This window comes from Pseudomonas sp. XP1, from assembly GCF_053557675.1.
In genome coordinates this window covers 209,441-232,369 of sequence record NZ_JBNRIJ010000006.1, presented here as the reverse complement: position 1 = coordinate 232,369, position 22,929 = coordinate 209,441, and the positions used below count along the sequence as shown (strand labels likewise).

At 62.6% G+C, this 22,929-nt stretch carries 19 protein-coding genes; 8 read left to right on the top strand and 11 right to left on the bottom strand.

The annotated features are described in order from the left end of the window. Positions 1–29 precede the first annotated feature (29 nt). Positions 30–911 carry a LysR substrate-binding domain-containing protein gene (locus ACK1U9_RS08615; protein WP_046615619.1) on the bottom strand — a complete coding sequence of 294 codons (882 nt, stop codon included), beginning with the start codon at positions 909–911 and terminating at the stop codon, positions 30–32. A 101-nt stretch (positions 912–1,012) separates the two neighbouring features. Here ACK1U9_RS08615 and ACK1U9_RS08610 point away from each other — a divergent pair, with 101 nt between their 5' ends. Further along, entirely contained in the window at positions 1,013–2,044 is a 1,032-nt protein-coding gene (locus ACK1U9_RS08610) for a D-cysteine desulfhydrase family protein (protein ID WP_178081763.1), read from the top strand. A 102-nt stretch (positions 2,045–2,146) separates the two neighbouring features. Next, a complete protein-coding gene (gene mdeB / locus ACK1U9_RS08605) occupies positions 2,147–4,810 on the top strand; it encodes an alpha-ketoglutarate dehydrogenase (protein ID WP_449109826.1) in 2,664 nt (887 codons plus the stop codon). 209 nt (positions 4,811–5,019) lie between these two features. Here mdeB and ACK1U9_RS08600 read toward each other — a convergent pair whose 3' ends face one another. The 4 genes from ACK1U9_RS08600 to ACK1U9_RS08585 all read right to left on the bottom strand — a co-directional run bounded on the left by ACK1U9_RS08600 (position 5,020) and on the right by ACK1U9_RS08585 (position 9,007). Then, entirely contained in the window at positions 5,020–6,018 is a 999-nt protein-coding gene (locus ACK1U9_RS08600; protein ID WP_015271019.1) for a transketolase family protein, read from the bottom strand. After that, the gene (locus ACK1U9_RS08595; RefSeq protein WP_063912634.1) at positions 6,015–6,863 is read right to left on the bottom strand and encodes a transketolase; all 849 of its coding nucleotides are present in this window, start codon (positions 6,861–6,863) and stop codon (positions 6,015–6,017) included. Before ACK1U9_RS08595 ends, ACK1U9_RS08600 begins: the two co-directional genes overlap by 4 nt. Before the next feature lie 21 nt (positions 6,864–6,884). Further along, the gene (locus tag ACK1U9_RS08590) at positions 6,885–8,183 is read right to left on the bottom strand and encodes an MFS transporter (protein ID WP_085621861.1); all 1,299 of its coding nucleotides are present in this window, start codon (positions 8,181–8,183) and stop codon (positions 6,885–6,887) included. 74 nt (positions 8,184–8,257) lie between these two features. Beyond that, complete coding sequence (locus ACK1U9_RS08585) at positions 8,258–9,007, bottom strand: SDR family NAD(P)-dependent oxidoreductase (protein ID WP_063912632.1); 750 nt, start codon at positions 9,005–9,007, stop codon at positions 8,258–8,260. A gap of 196 nt (positions 9,008–9,203) precedes the next feature. On the opposite strand from ACK1U9_RS08585, the gene ACK1U9_RS08580 reads away from it, so the two are divergent. From ACK1U9_RS08580 to ACK1U9_RS08565, 4 genes are all read left to right on the top strand, one after another. Beyond that, on the top strand, positions 9,204–10,124 hold the full coding sequence (locus ACK1U9_RS08580; protein ID WP_085599442.1) for a LysR substrate-binding domain-containing protein: 921 nt from the start codon (positions 9,204–9,206) through the stop codon (positions 10,122–10,124). Positions 10,125–10,331: 207 nt separating this feature from the next. Then, positions 10,332–11,342 carry an aldo/keto reductase gene (locus tag ACK1U9_RS08575; RefSeq protein ID WP_108480836.1) on the top strand — a complete coding sequence of 337 codons (1,011 nt, stop codon included), beginning with the start codon at positions 10,332–10,334 and terminating at the stop codon, positions 11,340–11,342. Between the two features lie 73 nt (positions 11,343–11,415). Beyond that, positions 11,416–11,826 carry an SRPBCC family protein gene (locus tag ACK1U9_RS08570; protein ID WP_108480837.1) on the top strand — a complete coding sequence of 137 codons (411 nt, stop codon included), beginning with the start codon at positions 11,416–11,418 and terminating at the stop codon, positions 11,824–11,826. A 235-nt stretch (positions 11,827–12,061) separates the two neighbouring features. Beyond that, positions 12,062–13,249, top strand: a complete 1,188-nt coding sequence (locus ACK1U9_RS08565) for a Bcr/CflA family efflux MFS transporter (RefSeq protein ID WP_449109828.1) — start codon at positions 12,062–12,064, stop codon at positions 13,247–13,249. 53 nt (positions 13,250–13,302) lie between these two features. Here ACK1U9_RS08565 and ACK1U9_RS08560 read toward each other — a convergent pair whose 3' ends face one another. Together ACK1U9_RS08560 and ACK1U9_RS08555 are read right to left on the bottom strand one after the other, a co-directional pair. Beyond that, positions 13,303–13,818 carry a DUF4880 domain-containing protein gene (locus ACK1U9_RS08560; RefSeq protein WP_449109825.1) on the bottom strand — a complete coding sequence of 172 codons (516 nt, stop codon included), beginning with the start codon at positions 13,816–13,818 and terminating at the stop codon, positions 13,303–13,305. Positions 13,819–14,256: 438 nt separating this feature from the next. Then, positions 14,257–14,568, bottom strand: a complete 312-nt coding sequence (locus tag ACK1U9_RS08555) for a DUF6124 family protein (protein ID WP_046615624.1) — start codon at positions 14,566–14,568, stop codon at positions 14,257–14,259. A gap of 130 nt (positions 14,569–14,698) precedes the next feature. Here ACK1U9_RS08555 and ACK1U9_RS08550 point away from each other — a divergent pair, with 130 nt between their 5' ends. Then, complete coding sequence (locus ACK1U9_RS08550) at positions 14,699–15,352, top strand: LexA family protein (RefSeq protein ID WP_046615625.1); 654 nt, start codon at positions 14,699–14,701, stop codon at positions 15,350–15,352. A 136-nt stretch (positions 15,353–15,488) separates the two neighbouring features. On the opposite strand, the gene ACK1U9_RS08545 is transcribed toward ACK1U9_RS08550, so the two are convergent. The 4 genes from ACK1U9_RS08545 to ACK1U9_RS08530 are packed head-to-tail and all read right to left on the bottom strand — an operon-like array spanning position 15,489 to position 21,047. After that, on the bottom strand, positions 15,489–17,441 hold the full coding sequence (locus ACK1U9_RS08545) for an acetyl/propionyl/methylcrotonyl-CoA carboxylase subunit alpha (protein WP_342247751.1): 1,953 nt from the start codon (positions 17,439–17,441) through the stop codon (positions 15,489–15,491). Next, entirely contained in the window at positions 17,438–18,253 is an 816-nt protein-coding gene (locus ACK1U9_RS08540; RefSeq protein ID WP_046615627.1) for a gamma-carboxygeranoyl-CoA hydratase, read from the bottom strand. The genes ACK1U9_RS08545 and ACK1U9_RS08540 overlap by 4 nt, the downstream gene beginning before the upstream one ends. A gap of 3 nt (positions 18,254–18,256) precedes the next feature. Beyond that, positions 18,257–19,864 carry a carboxyl transferase domain-containing protein gene (locus ACK1U9_RS08535; protein WP_046615628.1) on the bottom strand — a complete coding sequence of 536 codons (1,608 nt, stop codon included), beginning with the start codon at positions 19,862–19,864 and terminating at the stop codon, positions 18,257–18,259. 19 nt (positions 19,865–19,883) lie between these two features. Further along, complete coding sequence (locus ACK1U9_RS08530) at positions 19,884–21,047, bottom strand: isovaleryl-CoA dehydrogenase (RefSeq protein ID WP_013973339.1); 1,164 nt, start codon at positions 21,045–21,047, stop codon at positions 19,884–19,886. Positions 21,048–21,288: 241 nt separating this feature from the next. Between ACK1U9_RS08530 and ACK1U9_RS08525 the strand changes: the two genes are divergently transcribed. Next, a partial coding sequence (locus ACK1U9_RS08525; protein ID WP_449109824.1) for an AMP-binding protein occupies positions 21,289–22,929 on the top strand: 1,641 nt, incomplete at its 3' end.

Sequence of the window (22,929 nt, the reverse complement as noted above, 5' to 3'; positions counted from 1 at the left end):
TGGCGCCAATGCCGATTCGGCGCGGCCTCTTACCCCGCGTGCCTCAGGATGTAGCGAATGAAGGCATCCAGTTTGGGTAGCGCGCTGCGCTGGCGCAGATAGACCAGATTGACCGGGCGGGTAGCGGGCAGGAAGTCGTCAAGCAACGTGACCAGACGCCCTTCGCGAAGGTCTTCGGCTACCAGGAACTCGGGTTGCAGCAGGATCCCGTTGCCTGCCAGGGCGGCCAGCCGCAGTGCCTGGCCATCGTTGCTCTTCAGCACCCAGTGTTCCGGCCAGGGGTATTCCTTGCCAGCGTCCAGCAAGGGCCAGGTGAAACGGTTGGTCCATGTGGAGTGCGCCAGTAACCTGTGCCCGGCCAGGTCTGCCGGAACGGCTGGGTGCCCGTGCCTGTCCAGGTAGCCGGGGGCGGCGCAGATTACCATGCGATAAGGGCGCAGCCCTTTCGCCACCAGATCGACATCGCCCAGGTTGCCAATGCGAAAAGCCGCATCGAAGCCCTCCGCCATCAGGTCGACGACACTGTTGCTGAGCACCAGGTCAATGCGCACGTCCGGGTGCTCGGCGAGGAAGCCGGCAACCAGCGGCGCAACCAAGGACGAGCCCAGGGTCATGGGGGCACTGACGCGCAGTAATCCGCTAGGGGCCTGTTGCAAGCTTTCGACGCGCTCATATGCCCGGCGAACCTGATCCAGGGCCTGCTTGGACTCTTCGTAGAACATGCGACCTGCTTCGGTGACGTGCATGCGCCGGGTACTGCGCTGGATCAGTTCGACCTGCATCGCATCTTCAAGCTGGCGGATATACCTGCTCACCATCACCACAGACAGTTCCAGATGCTCGGCCGCCTGGCTGAAACTGCCCTGTTCGGTGACGCTGACAAATACCTCCATGGCGCGCAGGCGGTCCATCTTTTAACTCCAGGTTAAAGATAATTGAACGGTGCTTTTATTTATTAACAAATTGTTTTTTCTTAACGTGATGAGTGTCAAGTCATCAATGAGGTACGCCCGTGGCGCCCTTGCACTCTCTGCTCGATCATTTCCCACAAATCAGCCTGCTTGACCGGCCAACACCTATCCAGCGGCTTGAAGGCCTTGAGCGTTCGCTGGGGCTGGTGAAGCGCGGCATCAAGCTGTTCGCCAAGCGTGACGATTACATGGCCCTGGGCGGCGGTGGCAACAAGCTGCGAAAGCTTGAGTTTCACCTTGGCGAGGCCCTTCGAGACAAGGTGGATGTGGTCGTGACAATGGGCGGGCTGCAATCCAATCATGCACGTTTGACTGCGGCAGCCTGTGCGAAGCTGGGTATGCGTTGCGAACTTGTGCTGGGGCGTGCCGTCCCCCGGGACGATGAAGAGTACGAGCACAACGGCAATATGCTTCTGGATGCGCTGTTCGGGGCCGTCGTGCATATCGTGCCTGAAGGCTTTACCACGGCGAGTTGGGCCGACACCCGTGCGCAGGAGCTGCAAATGCAGGGCTGCAAGGTCAGGGTTATTCCTACCGGCGGCTCGACAGCCGTGGGTTGCCTGGGCTACGCCAAGGCTGCGCTGGAAATTGCCCGACAAGAAGCCAGCATGGGCCTTGAGTTCACGCACATGGTCATGGCCAATGGCAGTTCCGGCACCCATGCGGGCATGGCCGCCGGGTTTGCTGCGATGGGGCGTGCGCCGGGCTTCATCAAGTCCTTCGCGGTACTGGCCGAAGCGCCTGAGTCGCACCGTCGCACGCTTGAGCTTACCCGGCAGACCTTGGAGCTGCTTGGCAGCGAGCAGGTTATCGAGCCGTCAATGATTGCCGTCGATGGTGCACATCGCGGCGCGGGCTATGGTGTGCCAACGAAGGCCATGCTGTCGGCGTTGCAACTCATGGCCCGTTCCGAGGGGCTGTTGCTTGATCCGGTCTACTCCGGAAAAGCGTTCGCCGGCCTGGTCGCCGACCTGGAAAGCGGCTTGTACGCACAGGGCGACAACATCTTGCTGCTGATGACCGGAGGGGCACCGGGGATCTTCGCCTATCGGTCGGCCCTGCAGGGCGCATAGATACAAGTGCGCAGGGTATTTATGCCTGCGCATGATGAATGTGGGGCTACCTTGAGTAGGCGCACCCGCGGCTGTCGTTTCAATTACCTGAGGTCGTGTGAAATGAGTAATCCGATTCAAGTGCCCAGGATCGCCGATCAAGGTACTGAAGATGTTGATGCCGTCGAGACGAACGAATGGCTGGATGCCCTGGAGGGCGTCGCTCGCACCGAGGGCAGTGGGAGGGTGGAATTCCTGCTGCAACGCCTGGCCGAGCATGCCGGCCACCTGGGGGCTCGAATCGCTGCCAACCCATACTCGCTTTACCAGAACACCATCGCCGTGGAACAGCAACCGGAGTACCCCGGTGATCTGGCGATGGAAGAGCGCATTACCTCGATCATTCGCTGGAACGCGCTGGCCATGGTGGCCAAGGCGAACAAGGCTTATGGCGAGCTGGGCGGCCATATCGCCAGTTACGCCTCTGCCGCGGAAATCTTCGAAGTGGGCTTCAACCATTTCTTCCGTGCCGATACTGCACAAGGCAAAGGCGACCTGGTGTATTTCCAGCCGCATTCCGCGCCAGGTGTCTATGCCCGCGCTTTCCTGGAGGGCCGGCTGGAGCAACAGCAACTCGAGCGTTATCGGCAGGAGGTGGATGGCGGCGGGCTGTGCTCCTATCCCCACCCTTGGCTCATGCCGGACTTCTGGCAGTTTCCGACCGGCTCCATGGGCATCGGCCCGATCAGCGCGATCTATCAGGCCCGCTTCCTGCGTTACCTGCAACACCGTGGCATTGCCTCGACCGAAGGCCGCCATGTCTGGGGGGTATTCGGCGATGGCGAGATGGACGAGCCGGAATCGGTCGCAGCACTTTCGCTTGCCGCTCGAGAGAAGCTGGACAATGTCACCTTCGTGATCAACTGCAACCTGCAGCGGCTTGACGGGCCTGTGCGCGGTAACGGGCAAATCATCCAGGAGCTGGAATCGCTGTTCAAGGGTGCTGGCTGGAACGTTATCAAAGTGGTCTGGGGCTCGGGCTGGGATGCCCTGTTCGCCCGGGACCACCACCACGTTCTGCTGCGCCGCCTGGCCAGCACCGTCGATGGCCAGTACCAGGCCCTGGGAGCCAATGATGCAGCCTACAACCTTGCGCATTTCTTCGACCTCGACCCGGAGCTGCACGCGCTGGTCGCGCACATGAGCCCGGCCGAAATCGATGGTCTGCGTCGCGGCGGCCACGATTTTCGCAAGTTGCACGCTGCATTCGACGCAGCGAAGCGCCACAAGGGGCACCCGACGGTCATCCTGGCGAAGACCAAGAAAGGCTTTGGCATGGGCCAGGCCGGCGAATCGCGCAACACTGCGCACCAACAGAAGAAACTGGACGTCGAGGCGCTCAAGGCGTTTCGGGACCGTTTTGCGCTGCCGCTGGATGACCAGGCAGTGGAGGAGATGCGTTTTTATCGACCGCACGATGACAGCCCCGAACTGCGCTACCTGCATGCCCGTCGGCAGTCGCTGGGTGGTTACCTGCCTCGACGCAGCAGCCTGGCCCCCAGCATCGCGGTACCGCCACTTGCCGACTATGCGCGTTTCGCCCTGGCCCCTGACGATCGGGAAATCTCCACCACGATGGCCGTGGTCCGGCTCTTCACCAACCTGCTCAAGGACAAGCAACTCGGCCCACGCATAGTGCCCATCGTGGCCGACGAGGCGCGTACCTTTGGCATGGCCAATCTGTTCCGCCAGGTTGGCATCTATTCACCCGTGGGCCAGCTCTACGAACCGGAAGACGCCGGTGCATTGCTGTACTACAAGGAATCCACCGACGGCCAGTTGCTGGAGGAGGGCATTACCGAAGCCGGTGCTGTCTCTTCGTGGGTCGCCGCAGCGACCTCCTACAGCGTCAACGGCGAGCCGATGCTGCCGTTCTATATCTACTATTCGATGTTCGGTTTCCAGCGCATCGGCGACCTGATCTGGGCGGCTGCCGACCAGCGCGCCCGTGGTTTCCTGATCGGTGCCACCGCTGGCCGCACTACCCTGGCGGGCGAGGGCCTGCAACACCAGGACGGTACCAGCCAGCTCATCGCCTCGACGGTGCCTAACTGCCGCGCCTACGACCCGGCGTTCGCCAGCGAAGCGGCCGTGATCATCGACCATGGCAGCCGGCGCATGCTCGAGCAGCAGTACGATGAGTTCTACTACCTGACGGTGACCAACGAGAACTACACCCAGGCCCCGCTGCAGGACAGCGAACACGACGATGTGATCCGTGGCATGCGCCTGTACGGCACGCGCGGAACGGCGGAGCCTGCGGTACGCCTGCTGGGTTCCGGCGCCATCATGCGGGAGGTGATCGCCGCCGCCGAGCTGCTGCTGCAGGATTGGGGTATCAGCAGCCAGATCTGGAGTGTCACCAGTTTCTCGGAGCTGGCACGCGATGCTCGCGAGGTAGAGCGCCAGCGCCTTTTCGGCAGCCAGTCCGAAGGGCAGAGCCACTTGCAGCGCTGCCTGCCCGGGCCTGTGCCGGTGGTAGCGGCCAGCGACTACGTGCGTGCTTATGCCCAGTTGATCGCTGCCCATGTCAGCGCGCCGTTCACCGCCCTGGGTACCGATGGCTTTGGCCGGAGTGACACGCGCTCGGCACTGCGTCGCTTCTTCGAGGTTGATCGTCAGCACATTGCCCTGGCGGCATTGGCAGGCATCGATCCTGGCAAGCACGCCGCAGCGCGGCTGCGTTATGGCATCGACGCACCCGCCGAGGCACCCTGGAACCGCTGAGTATCTGCAAGCCGGCCAGCGTGCTTGGCCGGCAACCCGCGGGGCCAGCGGGTTGCCTCAGCATTTGGCGTGCTAAAGATTCCATGGAGTCTCCCACAGGATTTGCGCAGCCCTTGAACCTTGCGCGTAACTTGTGGGAGCCCGATTCACCCGCGAACACCGGCAAAGCCGGTGCCATCCGCCGCCTCAGGTTCTATCCGTCGTTACGGTTAAAGCCACGCCTTGATCTGCCTCGACACAGCGTCAGTGGAGATCCCGTATCGGTCATGCAAAGTCGGCAGTGCACCCGCATCGAGAAACGCATCCGGTAGCGCGATCTGGCGGAAGGTGGGTGTGACCCCATTGCGCAGCAGTACGCCCGCCACTGCTTCCCCCAGGCCCCCTATGATCGAATGGTTTTCCGCCGTGACCACCAGGCGGCCAGGCTTGCGTGCCTCGGCGAGGATGGTCTGTTCATCGAGCGGTTTGATGGTAGGCACGTGCAGCACCGACACATCCACGCCGTCCTTTTGCAACTGCTCCGCAGCCTCCAGGGCGCGCATGGTCATGAGGCCACTGGCAATCAACAGCACGTCTCGGCCACCGCGCAGCACCTGTGCCTTGCCCAGCTGGAACTGGTAGTCGTAGCGATCGAGCACCAAGGGTACGTTGCCGCGCAGCAGCCGCATGTAGACCGGACCCTGATGGGCAGCGATCGCTGGCACAGCCTGTTCGATCTCCAGCGCATCGCAGGGGTCGACGATCATCAGGTTGGGCATCGCCCGGAAGATGGCCAGGTCATCCGTGGCCTGGTGGCTAGGGCCATAACCGGTGGTCAGGCCAGGCAGCCCACAGACGATCTTGACGTTGAGGTTCTCTTCTGCGATTGCCATGCAGATGAAGTCATAAGCCCGACGGGAAGCGAACACCGCATAAGTGGTGGCAAAGGGGGTCATGCCTTCCCGTGCCATGCCGGCGGCGGCGCTCATCAGCAATTGTTCGGCCATGCCCATTTGATAGAAGCGCTCGGGGTGGGCTTTGGCGAAGATGTGCAAGTCGGTGTACTTGGACAGGTCGGCACTCAGTCCAACTATATCCTGACGTTGCTCGGCCAGGCTTGCCAAGGCATGGCCGAACGGGGCAGGGCGGGTCGGCTGACCGTCGGCGGCAATCGAGGCGATCATGGCCGAGGTGGTCAGGCGCTTCTTGGGTGAGTTCACAGTGCTCATGCTTGGCTCCCGGCGTCCAGCGCTTTGAGGGCGAGGTCCCATTCGTTTTCATCGACGCGAATGAAGTGCGTCTTGTCGCGGTTTTCCAGGAAAGGCACGCCTTTGCCCATGCGGGTATCGCAGATGATGACGCGCGGTTGTGCCCCGGTGTGGGCGCGGGCCTGGTCGAAGGCGCCGACCAGCGCATCCAGGTCATTGCCGTCCACTCGCTGGACGAACCAGCCAAAGCTTTGCCAGCGGTCGACGATTGGCTCGAAGGCCAGTACCTCACTGGAATGACCATCCGCCTGCTGGTTGTTCACATCGATGATGGCGATCAGGTTGTCCAGCCGCCAATGGCTGGCCGACATGGCTGCCTCCCAGGTCGAGCCCTCGTTGAGCTCGCCATCGGACAGCAGGTTGTACACCCAGCTGTCCGACCCCTTGCGTTTGAGCCCGAGACAAGCGCCGACGGCGATGCCCAAGCCGTGGCCGAGCGAGCCACCGGTGATCTCCATGCCTGGGGTGTAGGCAGCCATACCGGACATGGGCAAGCGGCTGTCGTCGCTACCGTAGGTTTCAAGCTCCTCCTCGGGGATTACGCCGGCCTCGATCAGTGCGGCGTAGAGGGCGATCGCGTAGTGCCCGATGGACAGGTAGAAGCGGTCGCGTTGCTCCCATTCGGGGTTGCCGGGGTCGATGCGCAGCGCATGGAAATACGCTACTGCCAGCAAGTCGGCGGCGCCCAGAGCCTGGCCGACATAGCCCTGGCCCTGGACTTGCCCCATGCGCAATGCGTGGTGGCGGATATTTCGGGCGCGCACAGCCAGCGGCAGCGCCTCAGTGTAGGTAGGCACAGCAGTCATTGAGGTGACTCCTTTATCGAATCAACGATTGACCAGATGGGCCGGTACTCGCGACACCAGGAAGGCGCCAAACATGAGTACGGCCGTGATGAGATACATGCCGATGGCATTGCTGCCCAAGGTGGTAGTGACCCAGCCGATCAGGTACGGCGAGCAGAAACCGGCGAGGTTGGCAAAACTGTTCACCGCCGCGATGCCTGCTGCCGCCGAGACACCTCCCAGCAACGTGGTGGGCAGCATCCAGAACAGCGAGGAGGCGGACAGCACCCCTGCCGCAGCCAGGCACAGACTGAGGATCGACAGCATCAGGCTGCTGCCCAGTGCTGCGGCGAGGCTCAGGCCAAGTGCGCCGATCAGCATGGGGATCGCCAGGTGCCAGCGGCGTTCACGGTGACGGTCGCCACTGCGCCCGGCCAACAGCATCGCGACAATGGCACACAGGTACGGCAGGCTGGTCAGCAGGCCGATGTGCAAAGGTTCGTTGACGCCGGCATTGCGTACCAGCGTAGGTAGCCAGAACGTGATTGCGTACTGGCCCATCACCACGCAGAAGTAGATACCCGCCAGCAACCAGAGCCGACGGTCGCGGATGAATTCGGCCACCGAGCCGTGGTTCACCTTGTGTTGCTCGTCTTCAGCCAGTTCCTTGCGCACCAGGGCTTTTTCTTCGTCGCTCAACCAATGGGCCTGATCGACGCCATCCTTCAGGTAGCTCAGCACCAGGATGCCCACCAGCACGGTGGGGATGGCTTCGAGCAGGAACATCCACTGCCAGCCCGCCCAGCCGTGCACGCCGGCAAAGCGCTCCATGATCCAGCCCGACAAGGGGCCACCGATCATGCCCGAGAGCGGAATCGCGATGAACCACAGCGCGGTCATCTTCGCCCGGCGGTAAGACGGGAACCAATAGGTCAGGTACAGCAGAAGCCCCGGTGCCAGGCCTGCTTCGGCGATCCCCAGCAAAAAGCGCAGGGTATAGAATTGCCAGGCTGTCTCTACCAGGGCGAACATCGCCGAGATGATGCCCCAGGTGATCATGATGCGAGCGATCCAGCGTCGAGCGCCCACTTTGTGCAGAATGATGTTGCTGGGCACCTCGCAGAGAAAGTAGCCAATGAAGAACATGCCAGCGCCCAGTCCGTAGACCGCTTCGGAAAGGGCAAGGTCGTCCATCATCTGCAGCTTCGCAAAGCCGACATTGACCCTGTCCAGATAGGCGCACAGGTAGCAGAGCATGAGAAAAGGCATCAGTCGCCAGGCCGTTTTACGGTAGGCGCTGCTGCGTGCGGCGGATGCCGCATCGAGCGCTATTGTGGTCATTCGTTCTGATCTCTTGTTGTTATCGAACGCGTGACCTGCGCCGGGTCAGGTGCAGGTCACGATGCACCGGATGCTCAGTGGATCAGCATCCCGCCGTTGACATCCAGGGTAATGCCCGTCAGGTAGCTGGACAGGTCACTGGCCAGGAACAATGCCGCATTGGCGACATCGCGCGCCTCACCCAGGCGGCCCAGCGGGATGCCTTCGATGATGGCGTGACGGCGCTCATCCTGCATGAGGCCACCGGTGATGTCAGTGTGAATCAGGCCTGGCGTGATCGAGTTGACGCGAATATTGTCCGGTCCCAGTTCACGGGCCATCGCCTTGCCCAGACCGAGCACGCCAGCCTTCGCTGCGCTGTAGTGGGGGCCACCGAAGATGCCGCCACCACGTTGGGCAGACACCGACGACATGCAGATGATGCTGCCGGCGCGTTGCGCACGCATGGCTGGGATCACCGCCTGGGACATCAACAATGTGCCACGCAGGTTCACGTTGAGAATCCGGTCATAGTCAGCCCCGGTGATTTCCAGGGTTTTCACCGGTTGAGTGATACCGGCGTTGTTTACCAGCACGTCGATCCGACCGAATTGCGCGAGTACCTGGGCGATGGCATCACGTACCTGTGCTTCATCGGCAACGTTGGCAGCCAGGCCAAGGTGGCCTTCGCCAAGTGAAGCGGCAGCTTCGGCTGCGGCAGTAGCGTCCAGGTCGAGGATGGCGACTCTGGCGCCTTGGTCGGCAAACGCCTGGGCTGTTGCCCGGCCGATACCTCGGGCAGAGGCCGCGCCGGTGATCACGGCAAATTTTCCTGTTAACAGCATCGAGGTTGCTCCAGATGATTATTGTTGTGAGCGACGGTTCCGGCAGAACCGATAGGCACAGCTTCGTCCCGGACAGCACCCCGAGCAACGCTGCCTCTTTCACCCGGTGCTGAAAAAAATTCAGCCCTCGACTTGTGCCTGGGGCTTACAGGAAGGTAAAAGCCTTGGTACCGCTGTGAATCCTTCAGGAATGGTCATGAGCCTGGACAACCTTCGAAAACTTCCTCAGATCCCTTCCCTGAAAGCAATTCAGGCCTTCGAGCAAGTTGCTCGTTTCGCCAACGTCGCACGTGCCGCAGAGCAGTTGAACCTCACGCCCTCTGCGGTGAGCCACCAGATTGCCAATCTGGAAGCCTTGATCGGTCGCCCATTGTTCATTCGCGAGGCACGCGGTGTTGCGCTGACCCCGGCAGGCGAGCAGTACCTGCGCGAGGTGTCAGGCATATTGCAGAGCCTGGCTACTGCCACCGAGCGCGCTGGCAACTCGGTGGGCTTCGATTGCCTGCGGCTTCATTCCGCGCCTAGCTTCGGCCTGCTCTGGTTGCTACCGCGCCTGGACCATTTTCGTAACAGTCACCCGCAAATCCAGATCAACCTGTCGTGCTCCTACGAGTCGCTGCACTTCGGCCGTCATCAGATCGACCTGGATATTCGTCATGGCTACCCCAACTGGCCCAGCCTGGAAGTGCGCACCATCCGACATGAACGTGCAACTGTGCTGGCCTCGCCACAGCTTCTCGAGCGTACGTCTATCGAGCAGCCCAGCGATCTGCTGGGGCAGAACCTGATCCTGTCGGAAGCCGCGTTGGTGCAATGGCCCCAATGGTTCGCCCAGCAAGGTGTGGCGTTGCCTCAGTCCCCCTACGCACTGAGCTTCGATCGCTCCTACATGAGCCTGGAGGCCGCCAGTCATGGGTATGGGCTGGCCTTGGAGAGTTCCCTGCTGGCGCAGGACTATATCGCCCGCGGCGAGTTGGTACCGGTATTTGCAGAAGACCTGGCGACGCCCGTCAGTGCCCACCACCTGGTCTTTCCTCGAGGCCATGCTGAAACCCGCAGGGTTCGACAATTCCTTGAATGGGTGCAGGGCCAGCTAGGTCATGATTTCAATTACTGAGAGCAGTCCGCACGACAGACTGTTGGGGGCAACAAGGGGCTGATCGCTATCGCATCGATGCCATACAGGCATAGTGAAGCACGATTGAGTGGTGTTGCATAAAAGGTCTAAAGTCGTTCGAAATATGACTTGGACGGTCTTGGTGGGTGGCGCATAGGATTGCAGCCACTGGAGTTCACACCCGACTCCCTCATCAGGAAAATGCACATGAACCTCAAATCCCTTATCGCCAACCCGCTGGGCTTCGGTACCGCCCCACTGGGCAACATGTTCCGCAACGTGCCTGAAGAAGAAGTACAGGCTACCGTCGATGCCGCCTGGAACAACGGTGTGCGCTACTTCGACAGCGCGCCTTTCTACGGTGCCGGCCTCTCCGAAAGCCGCCTGGGCAATGCCCTGGTCGGTCGCCCACGTGACGAGTACGTGCTCAGCACCAAGGTTGGTCGCATCATCCTCGACGAACTGGAAGACCCGGCGGCCCGTGAACTGGGCGAAAAAAGCGGCCTGTTCGAGCACGGCAACCGCAACCGCATCGTCAACGACTACAGCGCCGACGCCACCCTGCGCTCGATCGAAGACAGCCTGCGCCGCCTGAAGACCGACCGCCTGGACATCGTCTGGATCCACGACATCGCCCAGGACTTCTACGGTGATGAATGGCTGAGCCAGTTCGAAGTCGCCCGTACTGGAGCCTTCCGCGTACTGACCCGTCTGCGTGAAGAAGGTGTGATCATGGCCTGGGGCCTGGGTGTGAACCGCGTCGAGCCGATCGAGCTGACCCTCGACCTGGAAGAAGCCCGTCCGGACGGCTTCCTGTTGGCCGGCCGCTACTCGCTGCTGGACCACGACCGCGCACTGCAACGCGTCATGCCGCAAGCGGTGGAGCAGGGTGTCGGCATTGTCGTGGGTGGCCCGTACAGCTCGGGTGTTACCGCCGGCGGCGAGCACTTCGAGTACCAGAAAGCCACCCAGCCGGTGCTGGCCAAGCTCGAGCGCATCCGTGCCGTGGCCCGTGCCCATGGCGTGGATGTGAAGGCGGCGGCCCTGCAGTTCGCCCTGGCCCACCCGGCCGTGGTCTCGGTGATCCCGGGCTCCACCCGCCCGGCTCACGCCAACGAAGACCTCGCTGCCCTGAGCAAGGTGATTCCGATGGCCTTCTGGAACGACCTGCGCCAGCAAGGGCTGATCAACGCCCAGGCTCCGGTACCTGCTGTTTGAACCGATCTTGCAGGGCCGCATTGCGGCCCTGTCTACCCCGAATCAATGGGGCCACGCCCCGAGGAGAATTACCATGGCAACTGCACAAGCCTCCATCACCCTGGCAACCGATGCCAACCGCGTTTGGCAACTGATTGGCGGTTTCGACGCGCTGCCCGACTGGCTGCCGTTCATCCCCGAAAGCACCCTGAGCGAAGGCGGCCGCGTTCGTACCCTGAAGAGCGTGGCTGGCGACACCATCATCGAGCGCCTGCTGGACTTCAACGAAGCCGGCCGCAGTTACAGCTACACCATCCTCAGCGGCCCAGCGCCAGTACGTGACTACCAGTCGACCCTGCGTGTGGTGGCTGAAGGTAGCGGGTCTCGTGTGGAATGGTCCGGGTCGTTCGTGCCGGTGGGTATCAGCGATGCTGAGGCAACTGCGCTGTTCGCTCGTATCTATGAAGACGGCCTGGCGGCGCTGAAGAAAGGGCTGGAAGGCTAAGCGGTTTTCTGGAAGGGCTTGCCCGGCGACAGTGTCAGGATCCGAATCCCGAGGCGTCGCTGGGGGCTAGCTGTCCAGTCAACAGAAAGCCATATGGCATCAGACCTCATCGGAAGTAAGTGATAGGGAAAGGTCCTACAACTCCATCGGAGGTTTCGCTGCCCGGTCCGGGTTGTACATCTTCAGGGTATCGCTACCATCAGGGCTCGGCGCTTCCAGGGAGATTCCAGTGACTATTTCCGGGCCCTTGGGGTCACTCAATAGCTATCTGTGCTCGGCCTTGTTGATTCTGTTGTGTCTATTGGGTGTATTCCCGCTGGATGTAATCCTGCCATCATTCCCGGCGCTCGCAGACGAGTTTCACGTCGAGTCACAGCAGATAGCCTACTCGGTGAGCTTCTTTGCGTTTGGTGTTGCCTTGGCGCAACTGGTGATCGGGCCATTGTCGGATGGTATGGGGCGCAAGCGGTTGTTGCTCGCTGGGCTGGGTGTGTCCATTGCAGGGGCGGTGGGTTGTGTATTTTCAACCCGCTATGAGACGTTCTTGGCGTTCCGTTTGCTGCAGGCCGTGGGGTGCGGGAGTTTCGTGCTGGGCCAAGCGCTTGTGCAGGATCTGTACAGTGGTAAACAGCGCAATGCCATGCGGATCCTGCTGACTAGCGCAAGTGGGCTGTTCATTTCGTTGTCACCGGTCGCAGGCGCTTTTCTCCAACAATCCTTTGGCTGGAAGGGCAGCTTTACGGTATTCGCTTTCATCGCCGTGATCGTTTCATGCCTCTCCTGTGTATTGTTGCAGGACACGCCTGTATCCCGAGGCCGTTCAGGCATGAGCAGCTATTGGGTCCTGCTGCGTGATACGACCTTTCTTGCGCACTCCCTGCTGTCCAGTTTCGCGTTTGCCTGCCATTTTTCCTTCATCGTTGTCGCGCCATTGGCGTTGATGGACAGCCTGAGGCTGACGCCCTATCAATTCTCGGTGGTATTTATTGCCTATGGGCTTGCGTATATCGCAGGCGGGGCAGCCGCGACCTACTTGAACAATCGTGTAAGTCCGCAGGTTCAGATCAAGACAGGGTTCCTGCTTATAGCTGCCGGGGGCATCACACTGGTGATCTGGGAACAGGTAGCGGGATTGACGGTGGCGGGGCTGCTGCTGCCGATGATCATCTGCACGACCGGGACAACGCTGGTGCGTCCGGCTGCAACGACCCAGGCCTTGGCGCGTTACCCGCAGCAGGCCGGTGCGGCAGCGTCGCTCAATACGACATTGTTGTTCGCAGGTGGTGGTCTGGCTGGCAGTCTGATTGCTGGCGTCGAAAGCGCGTTGCCGATGAGCCTGGGGCTGCTGTTCCTGGGTGCCAGCTTGTGCGGATGGCTACTGCTTGCATGCCTGACGGAAACGCTGACCAGCACTCGAACTTGATAGCAAACGAGCCATCCTCGTTGAAAGCGATTACGGCGTAGCTGAGGTGTTGATCAGGCCCAGATACCGAACAGTACCAACGCCGCCACGCCAAGCCCGACCGCAACTGAACAGCCGCCCAACGACAGCGCCGCCCGACCTTGCTGGTACCAGCCGTCCTGGCCCAGTTGCCGTGCCGGTGCCAACAGGCTGCGCCAGTGCAGTTCCGTGTCATGGAACGCCTGCAGATTCGCCATGTCCGCATCCAGCCAACGGCGAAAATCAATCCGCTCGCAGGCCGTTACCTGTGGGCTCTGCAAGCGCACGTACCATTGCCCGGCAACACTCGCCAGCACATCCCGGCGCGAGCGGCCGGCCTGCAGTGCCTGGTCCATGTGCCGCTCGATGCTCGCCAATGGCAGGTCGAGGCGGGCGGCGATGCTGGCGAAGTCCAGTTGGTCGAGGCGGTTGAGCAGGAATACTTGTTGCACACGCCGTGGCAGGCGTTTCAGGGCGTGCAGCAGGGCGTCGTCGGCATGATGTTCGGCAGCAGGGGTTGGGTGCTCAAGGGGCAGCAGCAGACGGCTCATGGACAGCTCCTTGCTCTATGGAGGGGGAGGGATGGGGGCATCTTCCGTGATGCGTGATCAGCGTAGGTGAAACGAGATTGATTCTCAAGTGCTGATTCCGCAAAGTTTTGTAATGAGCGTTCACGCCCTGAAACACTTTTGCTATCATGCGCGCCATCACGATCTTCATTAGCCTGAAGAGCCAAAAAAAAGACCCAGCAAAAAGCCGGGTCAAAAACCGTGATTAGCCTGATGAGGAGATAATCTGAGAGCGACCTAAGCTCCAGGTTATCCAGCAGATCTTGCGATCAGCTGAGTGCAATAATAATCGTTATCATTTGCCAGTCAAATGAATTTTCGCTAATCCGGTAAAAAAGTTTTACCGATGCGCTTCCTTGTCCCGGCAATCGGGGCCTTTGCCGTTACCCGGCCATCACGTTCTCTCCCTTCTCTTCGTGTCTACAAACCCGGTTTCCCGGTGCGTTTGTGCTCCAGCAGTGCGCGGGCCATGTCCATCATGTGCATCAGGGCGAAGGTCAGCTCGCGCTGGCTGCCCTGCTGGTGGGTGGCGGTTTCCTGTGCGGTGGCGGCGGCGCAGCGCAGCAGAGCGATGGCGTGCTCCTGGGCCTGGTCGGTGGTTACGCCCTCGTGCAGGGTCCAGATCTTGTTGTCCAGAGTGGGACGCGGCGGGTTGGGGTTGAGGTAGTAGTCGAGAGCGCGGCGGGCGGCTTCGCTGTCGAGATCTGTTTCGTCGTTTTTCGGATGTTTCATCGCGATACCTTCTGATTTCCCTTCAAACACGCGGGAATCACAGGATAGGTCAGTCTGTACTATCTATCTAAAAATAAATAATTCAGATTGTGTATTGCTGCGAGTAATACAGTCCGTATTGTTGCCGCTCATGGAAAACTGGAACGCATTTCTCAAGCGCTACAAGCGCGAACACAATCTCAGCCAACTGAAGCTGGCCGAACGCCTGGGCATGACTCAGGGGGGCGTGGGGCATTGGCTGCGTGGCACGCGGCGGCCGACGCTGGAAACCATCAACGAAAAGCTCGAAAAACTTGGGCTGGTGTTTCTGGAAGCCCAAGTGATGGTGGTGGAGCGCGATATCGTGCGCGAATCGCCTGGTCACTATGCGGCTGAACAGCCGGTTTCGGCCGAAGCGCTGCTGTATGCGAGCTTTCGCTTCCCGGTGCTGAGTTGGGCTGACTTGCAGGGGCCTTTGCCAGAGGCAAGCAAGGCCCACGAACAGACGGACTATATGCCCGCAGGCAATGCATTCTGGTTGGTGGTGGAAAACGACTCGATGAATGCCGCCAGCGGCAAGAGCGTGCCTGAGGGCATGCGTGTGCTGGTGGATACCGGCCTGCCCGCAGAACCAGGGAGGTTGGTAATCGCGCGGCAGCCCGGGCGGCCGGCAGTATTGCGGCAGTTGGTCGAGGAGGGCGGAGACAAGATGCTCAAGCCGCTGAATACGCGCTATCCGACAGTCCTGTGTGAAGAAGGCTGCGAGTTTCTGGGCGTGGTCGTGCGGGGGCACGAGGTTTTCTAGCTTGCCGGGGCTGCTGCACAGCCCTTTCGCGACACAAGGCCGCTCCCACAAGTACCGCACCAACCTCAGGGCATGCACCGTCCCTGTAGGAGCGGCCTTGTGTCGCGAAAGGGCCGCAAAGCGGCCCCCAGGACGCTTACTCTGCCAAATCGACCAGTACCGTCCCTTCGCTGACCATATCCCCTTCCTGGCAGAACAACGCCTTTACCGTGCCGCCATGCGGCGCGCGAATGCTGTGCTCCATCTTCATGGCCTCCAGCACTACCAGCGCCGTACCTGCTTCCACCACCTGCCCAGGCTCCACCAGCACCCGCACGATGCTGCCGTTCATGGGCGCGCCCAGGCCGCCTTGATGGCTATGGCTGGCCTCGGCCTCGGCAATCGGGTCGAAGGCTTCGATGGCATGCATCTCGCCGTCCCAGTGCAAGTACAGCGTGCCACCGCGGCGGATCGCCAGATGCTGGCGACGCACGCCCGCCTGGTCATGTACCAACTGCTCGCCCACCAGCTGCCAGGTAGACGCAGCGCTGCGCTCCAGGGCAACCGCCTGGTCCTGCCCGCCACTCACCAGATGCAGGCTGCTGCGCGCCGGCAGGCCAAGGCGCAGGCCGTTGCGCTCGGCCCATGGCGAACTGCGGTCGTCGTCCCGCTGATGTGCGGCCTGACCCTGCAGCCAGGCCTCGGCCGCTGCTTCCCAGAAGCCTGCCGGCAGCGCTTGTGGCGCGGGCAGCAAAACCTCCTGATGACGCGGAATGAAGCCAGTATCCAGCTCCGCTGCAGCAAACGCCGGGTGGGCGAGAATGCGCCGCAGGAAGGCGATGTTGGTCTTCAACCCGCCAATGGCAAACTCGTCGAGCATGGCCAGCAAGCGCAGGCGCGCCTGCTCGCGGTCTTCGCCCCAGGCGATCAGCTTGCCCAGCATCGGGTCGTAGAACGGCGACACCACATCACCTTCGCTGACCCCGCTGTCCACCCTTCGGCCTTCGCCGACTGCCGACTCGCGGTACAGCGCCAGCTTGCCGGTCGCGGGCAGGAATTCGTTGGCCGGGTCTTCGGCATACAGGCGCACTTCGATGGCATGGCCGATCAGCGGCACCTGTTCCTGGGTGATCGGCAGGGCCTCGCCGCAGGCCACGCGAATCTGCCAGGCCACCAGGTCGAGCCCGGTAATGGCCTCGGTGACCGGGTGCTCCACCTGCAGGCGGGTGTTCATTTCCATGAAGAAGAACTCGCCACGGGCATCGAGCAGGAATTCCACGGTGCCTGCGCCCACGTAGCCGATGGCCTGGGCCGCGCGTACCGCCGCTTCACCCATGGCCCGGCGCAATTCGGGTGAAAGGCCTGGCGCAGGGGCTTCTTCCACCACCTTCTGGTGGCGGCGCTGGATCGAACAGTCACGCTCGTTGAGGTACAGGCAGTTGCCGTGCTGGTCGGCGAATACCTGGATTTCCACGTGGCGAGGCTTGAGCACGTACTTTTCCACCAGCATGCGTGCGTCGCCGAACGACGACTGTGCCTCGCGCTGGGCCGAGGCCAGGGCGTCGGCCAACTGGTTTTCCTCCTCGACCACTTTCATGCCCTTGCCACCGCCGCCGGCGCTGGCCTTGAGCAGCACCGGGTAGCCGATGCGTTCGGCGGCGGCGCGGAAGGTGTCAAGGTCCTGGGCTTCGCCGTGGTAGCCCGGCACCAGCGGCACGCCAGCAGCTTCCATCAGTGCCTTGGCCGCCGACTTGCTGCCCATGGCGTCGATGGCACTGGCCGGAGGGCCGAGGAAGATCAGCCCGGCCTCTTCGATGGCGCGGGCAAAGCCTGCGTTCTCGGACAGGAAGCCATAGCCCGGGTGGATGGCCTGGGCACCGCTGGCCTTGGCGGCAGCCAGCAGCTTGTCGACCAGCAGGTAGCTTTCGGCAGCCTTGGTGCCGCCGAGGTCGACGCGGATATCGGCTTCGCGGCTGTGCCGGGCATCACGGTCGGTGGCGCTGTGCACGGCCACGGTGGTCAGGCCCATGGCCTTGGCGGTGCGCATCACCCGGCAGGCGATTTCGCCGCGGTTGGCGACCAGCAGGGTGGTCAAAGCGGGGCGGCTCATGGGCGCGGTTCCTTCTTGTCGTCGGTTTGCCAGGCGGGGCGGCGTTTTTCCAGGAAGGCGCGCAGGCCCTCCTGGCCTTCGGCGCTGACGCGGATGCGGGCGATGGTGTTTTCGCAGTAGCGGCGCAGGGCCGGGCTGAGTTCACCGTCGTCCACTTCACGCAGCAGGTCCTTGGTGGCGCGTAGCGCTTGGGGGCTGTTCTGCAGCAGGTTGCTCACCCAGGCTTCGACCTGGGCGTCCAGCTCGCTGGCTGGGTAGACCTCGGCCAGCAGGCCCAGCTCGCGGGCCCGCACACCGCTGAAACGCTCGGCGGTGAGGGCATAGCGGCGCGCGGCACGTTCGCCGATGGCCTTGACCACGAACGGGCTGATCACTGCCGGTGCCAGGCCGATGCGCACTTCCGACAGGCACAGCTGGGCGTCTTCGGCGCCGATGGCCATGTCGCAGCAGCTGATCAGGCCCAGCGCGCCGCCAAAGGCCGCGCCTTGCACCACGGCCAGGGTCGGCGCCTTGAGGCGGTGCAGGGCATACATCAGCTCGCCCAGCTCGCGGGCGTCATCCAGGTTGGTGTTGAAGTCCAGCTGCGCCGACTGCTGCATCCAGGCCAGGTCGGCACCGGCACTGAAGTGCCGGCCGCGGCCGCGCAGCAGCACGAAGCGCAGGGTGGCGTCCTCGGCCAACTGGTCCAGGGCGACAATCAGTTCGCGGATCATCAAGGCGTTGAACGCGTTGTTCTTGTCCTCGCGGCTCAGCCACAGGGTGGCGAAGCCGCGCGGGTCGCGGATCACTTCGAGGGTGCTGAAATCGCTCATGGGTCACATCCGGAAAATGCCGAAGCGGCTCTGTTCGATCGGTGCGTTCAGCGCTGCGGACAACGCCAGGCCGAGCACGTCGCGGGTCTGTGCCGGGTCGATGACACCGTCGTCCCACAGGCGGGCGCTGGAATAGTAGGGGTGGCCCTGGTGCTCGTACTGGTCAAGGATCGGCTGCTTGAGCCGGGCTTCGTCTTCCGCGCTGAACGGGTGACCACTGCGCTCGCTCTGTTCGCGCTTGACCTGGGCCAGCACGCCGGCGGCCTGTTCGGCCCCCATCACGCCAATCCGCGCGTTGGGCCACATCCACAGGAAGCGCGGGTCGTAGGCACGGCCGCACATGCCGTAGTTGCCGGCGCCGAAGCTGCCGCCGATGATCACCGTGAACTTCGGCACCTGGGCGCAAGCCACGGCAGTGACCAGCTTGGCGCCGTGCTTGGCGATGCCGCCTTCTTCGTACTTCTTGCCGACCATGAAGCCAGTGATGTTCTGCAGGAACAGCAGCGGGATGCCGCGCTGGCAGGCCAGCTCGATGAAGTGCGCGCCTTTTTGCGCGGCCTCGGCGAACAGGATGCCGTTGTTGGCGAGGATCGCCACCGGGTAGCCGTGCAGGTGGGCGAAGCCGCACACCAGGGTGGTACCGAACAGCGCCTTGAACTCGTCGAACACCGAGCCGTCGACCAGGCGCGCGATCACCTCGCGCACGTCGAACGGTTGCTTGGCATCGGCCGGCACCACGCCATACAGCTCATCGGCGGCATACAGCGGTGCCACCGGGGCCAGGCGCTGCAGCTTGCCCAGCTTGTGCCAGTTGAGGTTGGCCACGCTGCGTCGGGCCAGTGCCAGGGCGTGTTCGTCGTTGTCGGCATAGTGGTCGGCCACGCCGCTGGTGCGGCAGTGAACATCGGCACCGCCGAGGTCTTCGGCACTCACCACTTCACCGGTGGCGGCCTTTACCAAGGGTGGCCCGGCGAGGAAGATGGTCGCTTGCTGGCGCACCATGATCGCTTCGTCGGCCATCGCTGGCACGTAGGCACCGCCGGCGGTGCACGAGCCCATCACCACTGCAATCTGCGGAATGCCCAGCGCGCTCATGTTGGCCTGGTTGAAGAAGATCCGCCCGAAGTGCTCGCGGTCGGGGAACACTTCGTCCTGGCGTGGCAGGTTGGCGCCGCCAGAGTCCACCAGGTAGATGCACGGCAGGCGGTTCTGCAGGGCGATGGTCTGCGCACGCAGGTGCTTCTTCACCGTCAGCGGGTAGTAGGAACCGCCTTTTACCGTGGCGTCGTTGGCCACGATCATGCATTCCACGCCTTCGACGCGGCCGATGCCGGCGATCACGCCCGCAGCGGGCACGTCTTCGCCATATACCTCATGGGCAGCCAGTTGGCCGATTTCGAGGAACGGCGAGCCCGGGTCCAGCAGGCGGTCGATGCGCTCGCGCGGCAGCAGCTTGCCACGCGAAGTGTGCCGCTCCTGTGCCTTGGGCCCACCGCCCTGGGCCACTTGGGCGAGCAGGCCGCGCAGGGCCTGGACCTGTTCGAGCATGGCCGCGCTGTTGCTGGCGAACTCCGCCGAACGCGGGTTGATCTGGGTGTGCAAGGTAGCCATGTGCGCCCGTCCCTTGTGCTCAGCGGGTTTCGTTGAACAGTTCGCGGCCGATCAGCATCCGGCGGATTTCGCTGGTGCCGGCACCGATCTCGTACAGTTTGGCGTCGCGCAACAGGCGGCCGGCCGGGAATTCGTTGATATAGCCGTTGCCGCCGAGAATCTGGATCGCTTCCAGGGCCATTTGCGTGGCACGCTCGGCGGTGTACAGGATCACCCCGGCGGCGTCCTTGCGGGTGGTCTCGCCACGGTCGCAGGCCTGGGCCACGGCATACAGGTAGGCGCGGCTGGCGTTGAGCTGGGTGTACATGTCGGCGATCTTGCCCTGGATCAGCTGGAACTCGCCGATGCTCTGGCCGAACTGTTTGCGGTCGTGAATGTAAGGGACCACCAGATCCATGCAGCTTTGCATGATGCCGGTCGGGCCGCCGGACAGCACCACGCGCTCGTAGTCCAGGCCGCTCATCAGCACGCGCACGCCACCGTTGAGCTGGCCGAGGATGTTTTCTTCCGGCACTTCGACGCCATCGAAGAACAGCTCGCAGGTGTTGGAGCCACGCATGCCCAGCTTGTCGAACTTGTTGCTGCGGCTGAAGCCTTTCCAGTCACGCTCGACGATGAATGCGGTGATGCCGTGCGCGCCCTTTTCCAGGTCAGTCTTGGCGTAGATCACGTAGGTGTTGGCATCCGGGCCGTTGGTGATCCAGGTCTTGCTGCCGTTGAGCACGTAGTGGTCGCCGCGCTTTTCCGCGCGCAGTTTCATCGACACCACGTCGGAACCGGCATTGGGCTCGCTCATGGCCAGGGCGCCGATGTGCTCGCCGCTGATCAGCTTGGGCAGGTACTTGAGCTTCTGTTCGTGGCTGCCGTTGCGGTTGATCTGGTTGACGCAGAGGTTGGAGTGGGCACCGTAGGACAGGGCCACCGAGGCCGAGCCACGGCTGATTTCCTCCATCGACACCACGTGGGCCAGGTAGCCCAGGCCGGCACCGCCATATTCTTCCGGCACGGTGATGCCCAGCAGACCCATGTCACCGAACTTGCGCCACATGTCGGCAGGGAACAGGTTGTCGTGGTCGATTTGCGCGGCGCGCGGGGCCAGTTCGGCGGCGACGAAGGTGCGCACCTGGTCGCGCAGCATGTCGATGGTTTCGCCCAGGGCGAAGTTCAGGGTGGGGTAATGCATGCTGGGGCACCTTGTTGTTCTTGAAATTGGGTAACACCGTAGCTCAAGGGCTATCTACCGACCCTGTGGAGCGGGTCGGTGACACGCCGACAAACCCGATGTCGTTTTCACCTTTACGTTAACGTAAGCCTGCAGATGCTCACTGTCAATCGGATCATCACCTTTACGTAAACGTAAATCTGCGCCAAAGTATTCCCGCTTGCTTCAGTCGTGCCCAGAACAACCACAAGAAGGGACACCCATGAGTCAACCAAGCTATACCCGCGGTCGCCAGGACCAAGCCTTGCTGACCCAGACCATCGGCCAGGCCTTCGACGCCACCGTGGCCCGTTGTGCCGACGGCGAGGCCCTGGTGTCGCGCCATCAGGGCCTGCGCTACAGCTGGCGGCAGTTGGCCGAGCAGGTCGAGGTGCATGCTCGTGCCCTGATGGCCCTGGGCGTGAACACCGGCGATCGGGTCGGCATCTGGTCGCCCAACTGCGCCCAGTGGTGCATCCTGCAGCTGGCCAGTGCCAAGGTCGGCGCGATTCTGGTCAACATCAACCCGGCCTACCGCGTGGGCGAGCTGGAATACGTGCTGCGCCAGTCCGGTTGCCGCTGGCTGGTATGTGCCGATGCCTTCAAGACGTCCGACTACCACGCCATGGTCCAGGAACTGGCGCCGGAGCTGGCCAGAGCCACCCCCGGTGAAATGGCCAGTGAACGCCTGCCCGACCTGCGTGGTGTGGTCAGCCTGGCCGCCAACCCGCCGGCAGGCTTCCTGCCTTGGCAAGCGCTGGCCGAGCGGGCAGGGCAGACCTCCGTCGAGGCTTATGCGAAGCGCCAGCAAAGCCTGCAGTTCGACCAGCCGGTGAACATCCAGTACACCTCCGGCACCACCGGCGCACCGAAGGGCGCCACGCTCAGCCACTACAACATCCTCAACAACGGCTTCATGGTCGGCGAAAGCCTGGGCCTGACCGCACGCGACCGCATGGTGATCCCGGTGCCGCTGTACCACTGCTTCGGCATGGTCATGGCCAACCTGGGTTGCATCACCCATGGCAGCACCATGATCTACCCCAACGACGCCTTCGACGCCGAGCTCACCCTGCGCGCGGTGGCCGAAGAGCGCGCCAGCATTCTCTATGGCGTACCGACCATGTTCATCGCCATGCTCGACCACCCCGCACGTGCGCAAATGGACCTGTCGCCCCTGCGCAGCGGCATCATGGCCGGCGCCACCTGCCCGATCGAAGTGATGCGCCGGGTCATCGACCAGATGCACATGGCCGAAGTACAGATCGCCTACGGCATGACCGAAACCAGCCCGGTGTCGCTGCAGACCGGCCCGGACGACGACCTGGAACTGCGCGTGACCACCGTCGGCCGCACCCAGCCGCAGCTGGAAAACAAACTGGTGGACGCCGACGGCTGCATCGTCCCGCGCGGCGAGATCGGCGAGCTGTGTACCCGCGGCTACAGCGTGATGCTCGGCTACTGGGACAACCCCCAGGCCACGGCGGATGCCATCGACCCGGCCGGCTGGATGCACTCGGGCGACCTGGCGGTAATGGACGAGCACGGCTACGTACGCATCGTCGGGCGCAACAAGGACATGATCATTCGCGGCGGCGAGAACATCTACCCGCGTGAACTGGAAGAGTTCTTCTACACCCACCCGGCGGTGGCTGATGCGCAGGTGATCGGCATCCCGTGCAGCCGTTATGGCGAGGAGATCGTCGCCTGGATCAAGCTGCACCCTGGGCACAGCGCCACGGCCGAGGAATTGCAGGGCTGGTGCAAGGCGCGCATTGCACACTTCAAGGTGCCGCGGCATATCCGCTTTGTCGACGAGTACCCGATGACGGTGACTGGCAAGGTGCAGAAGTTCCGCATGCGG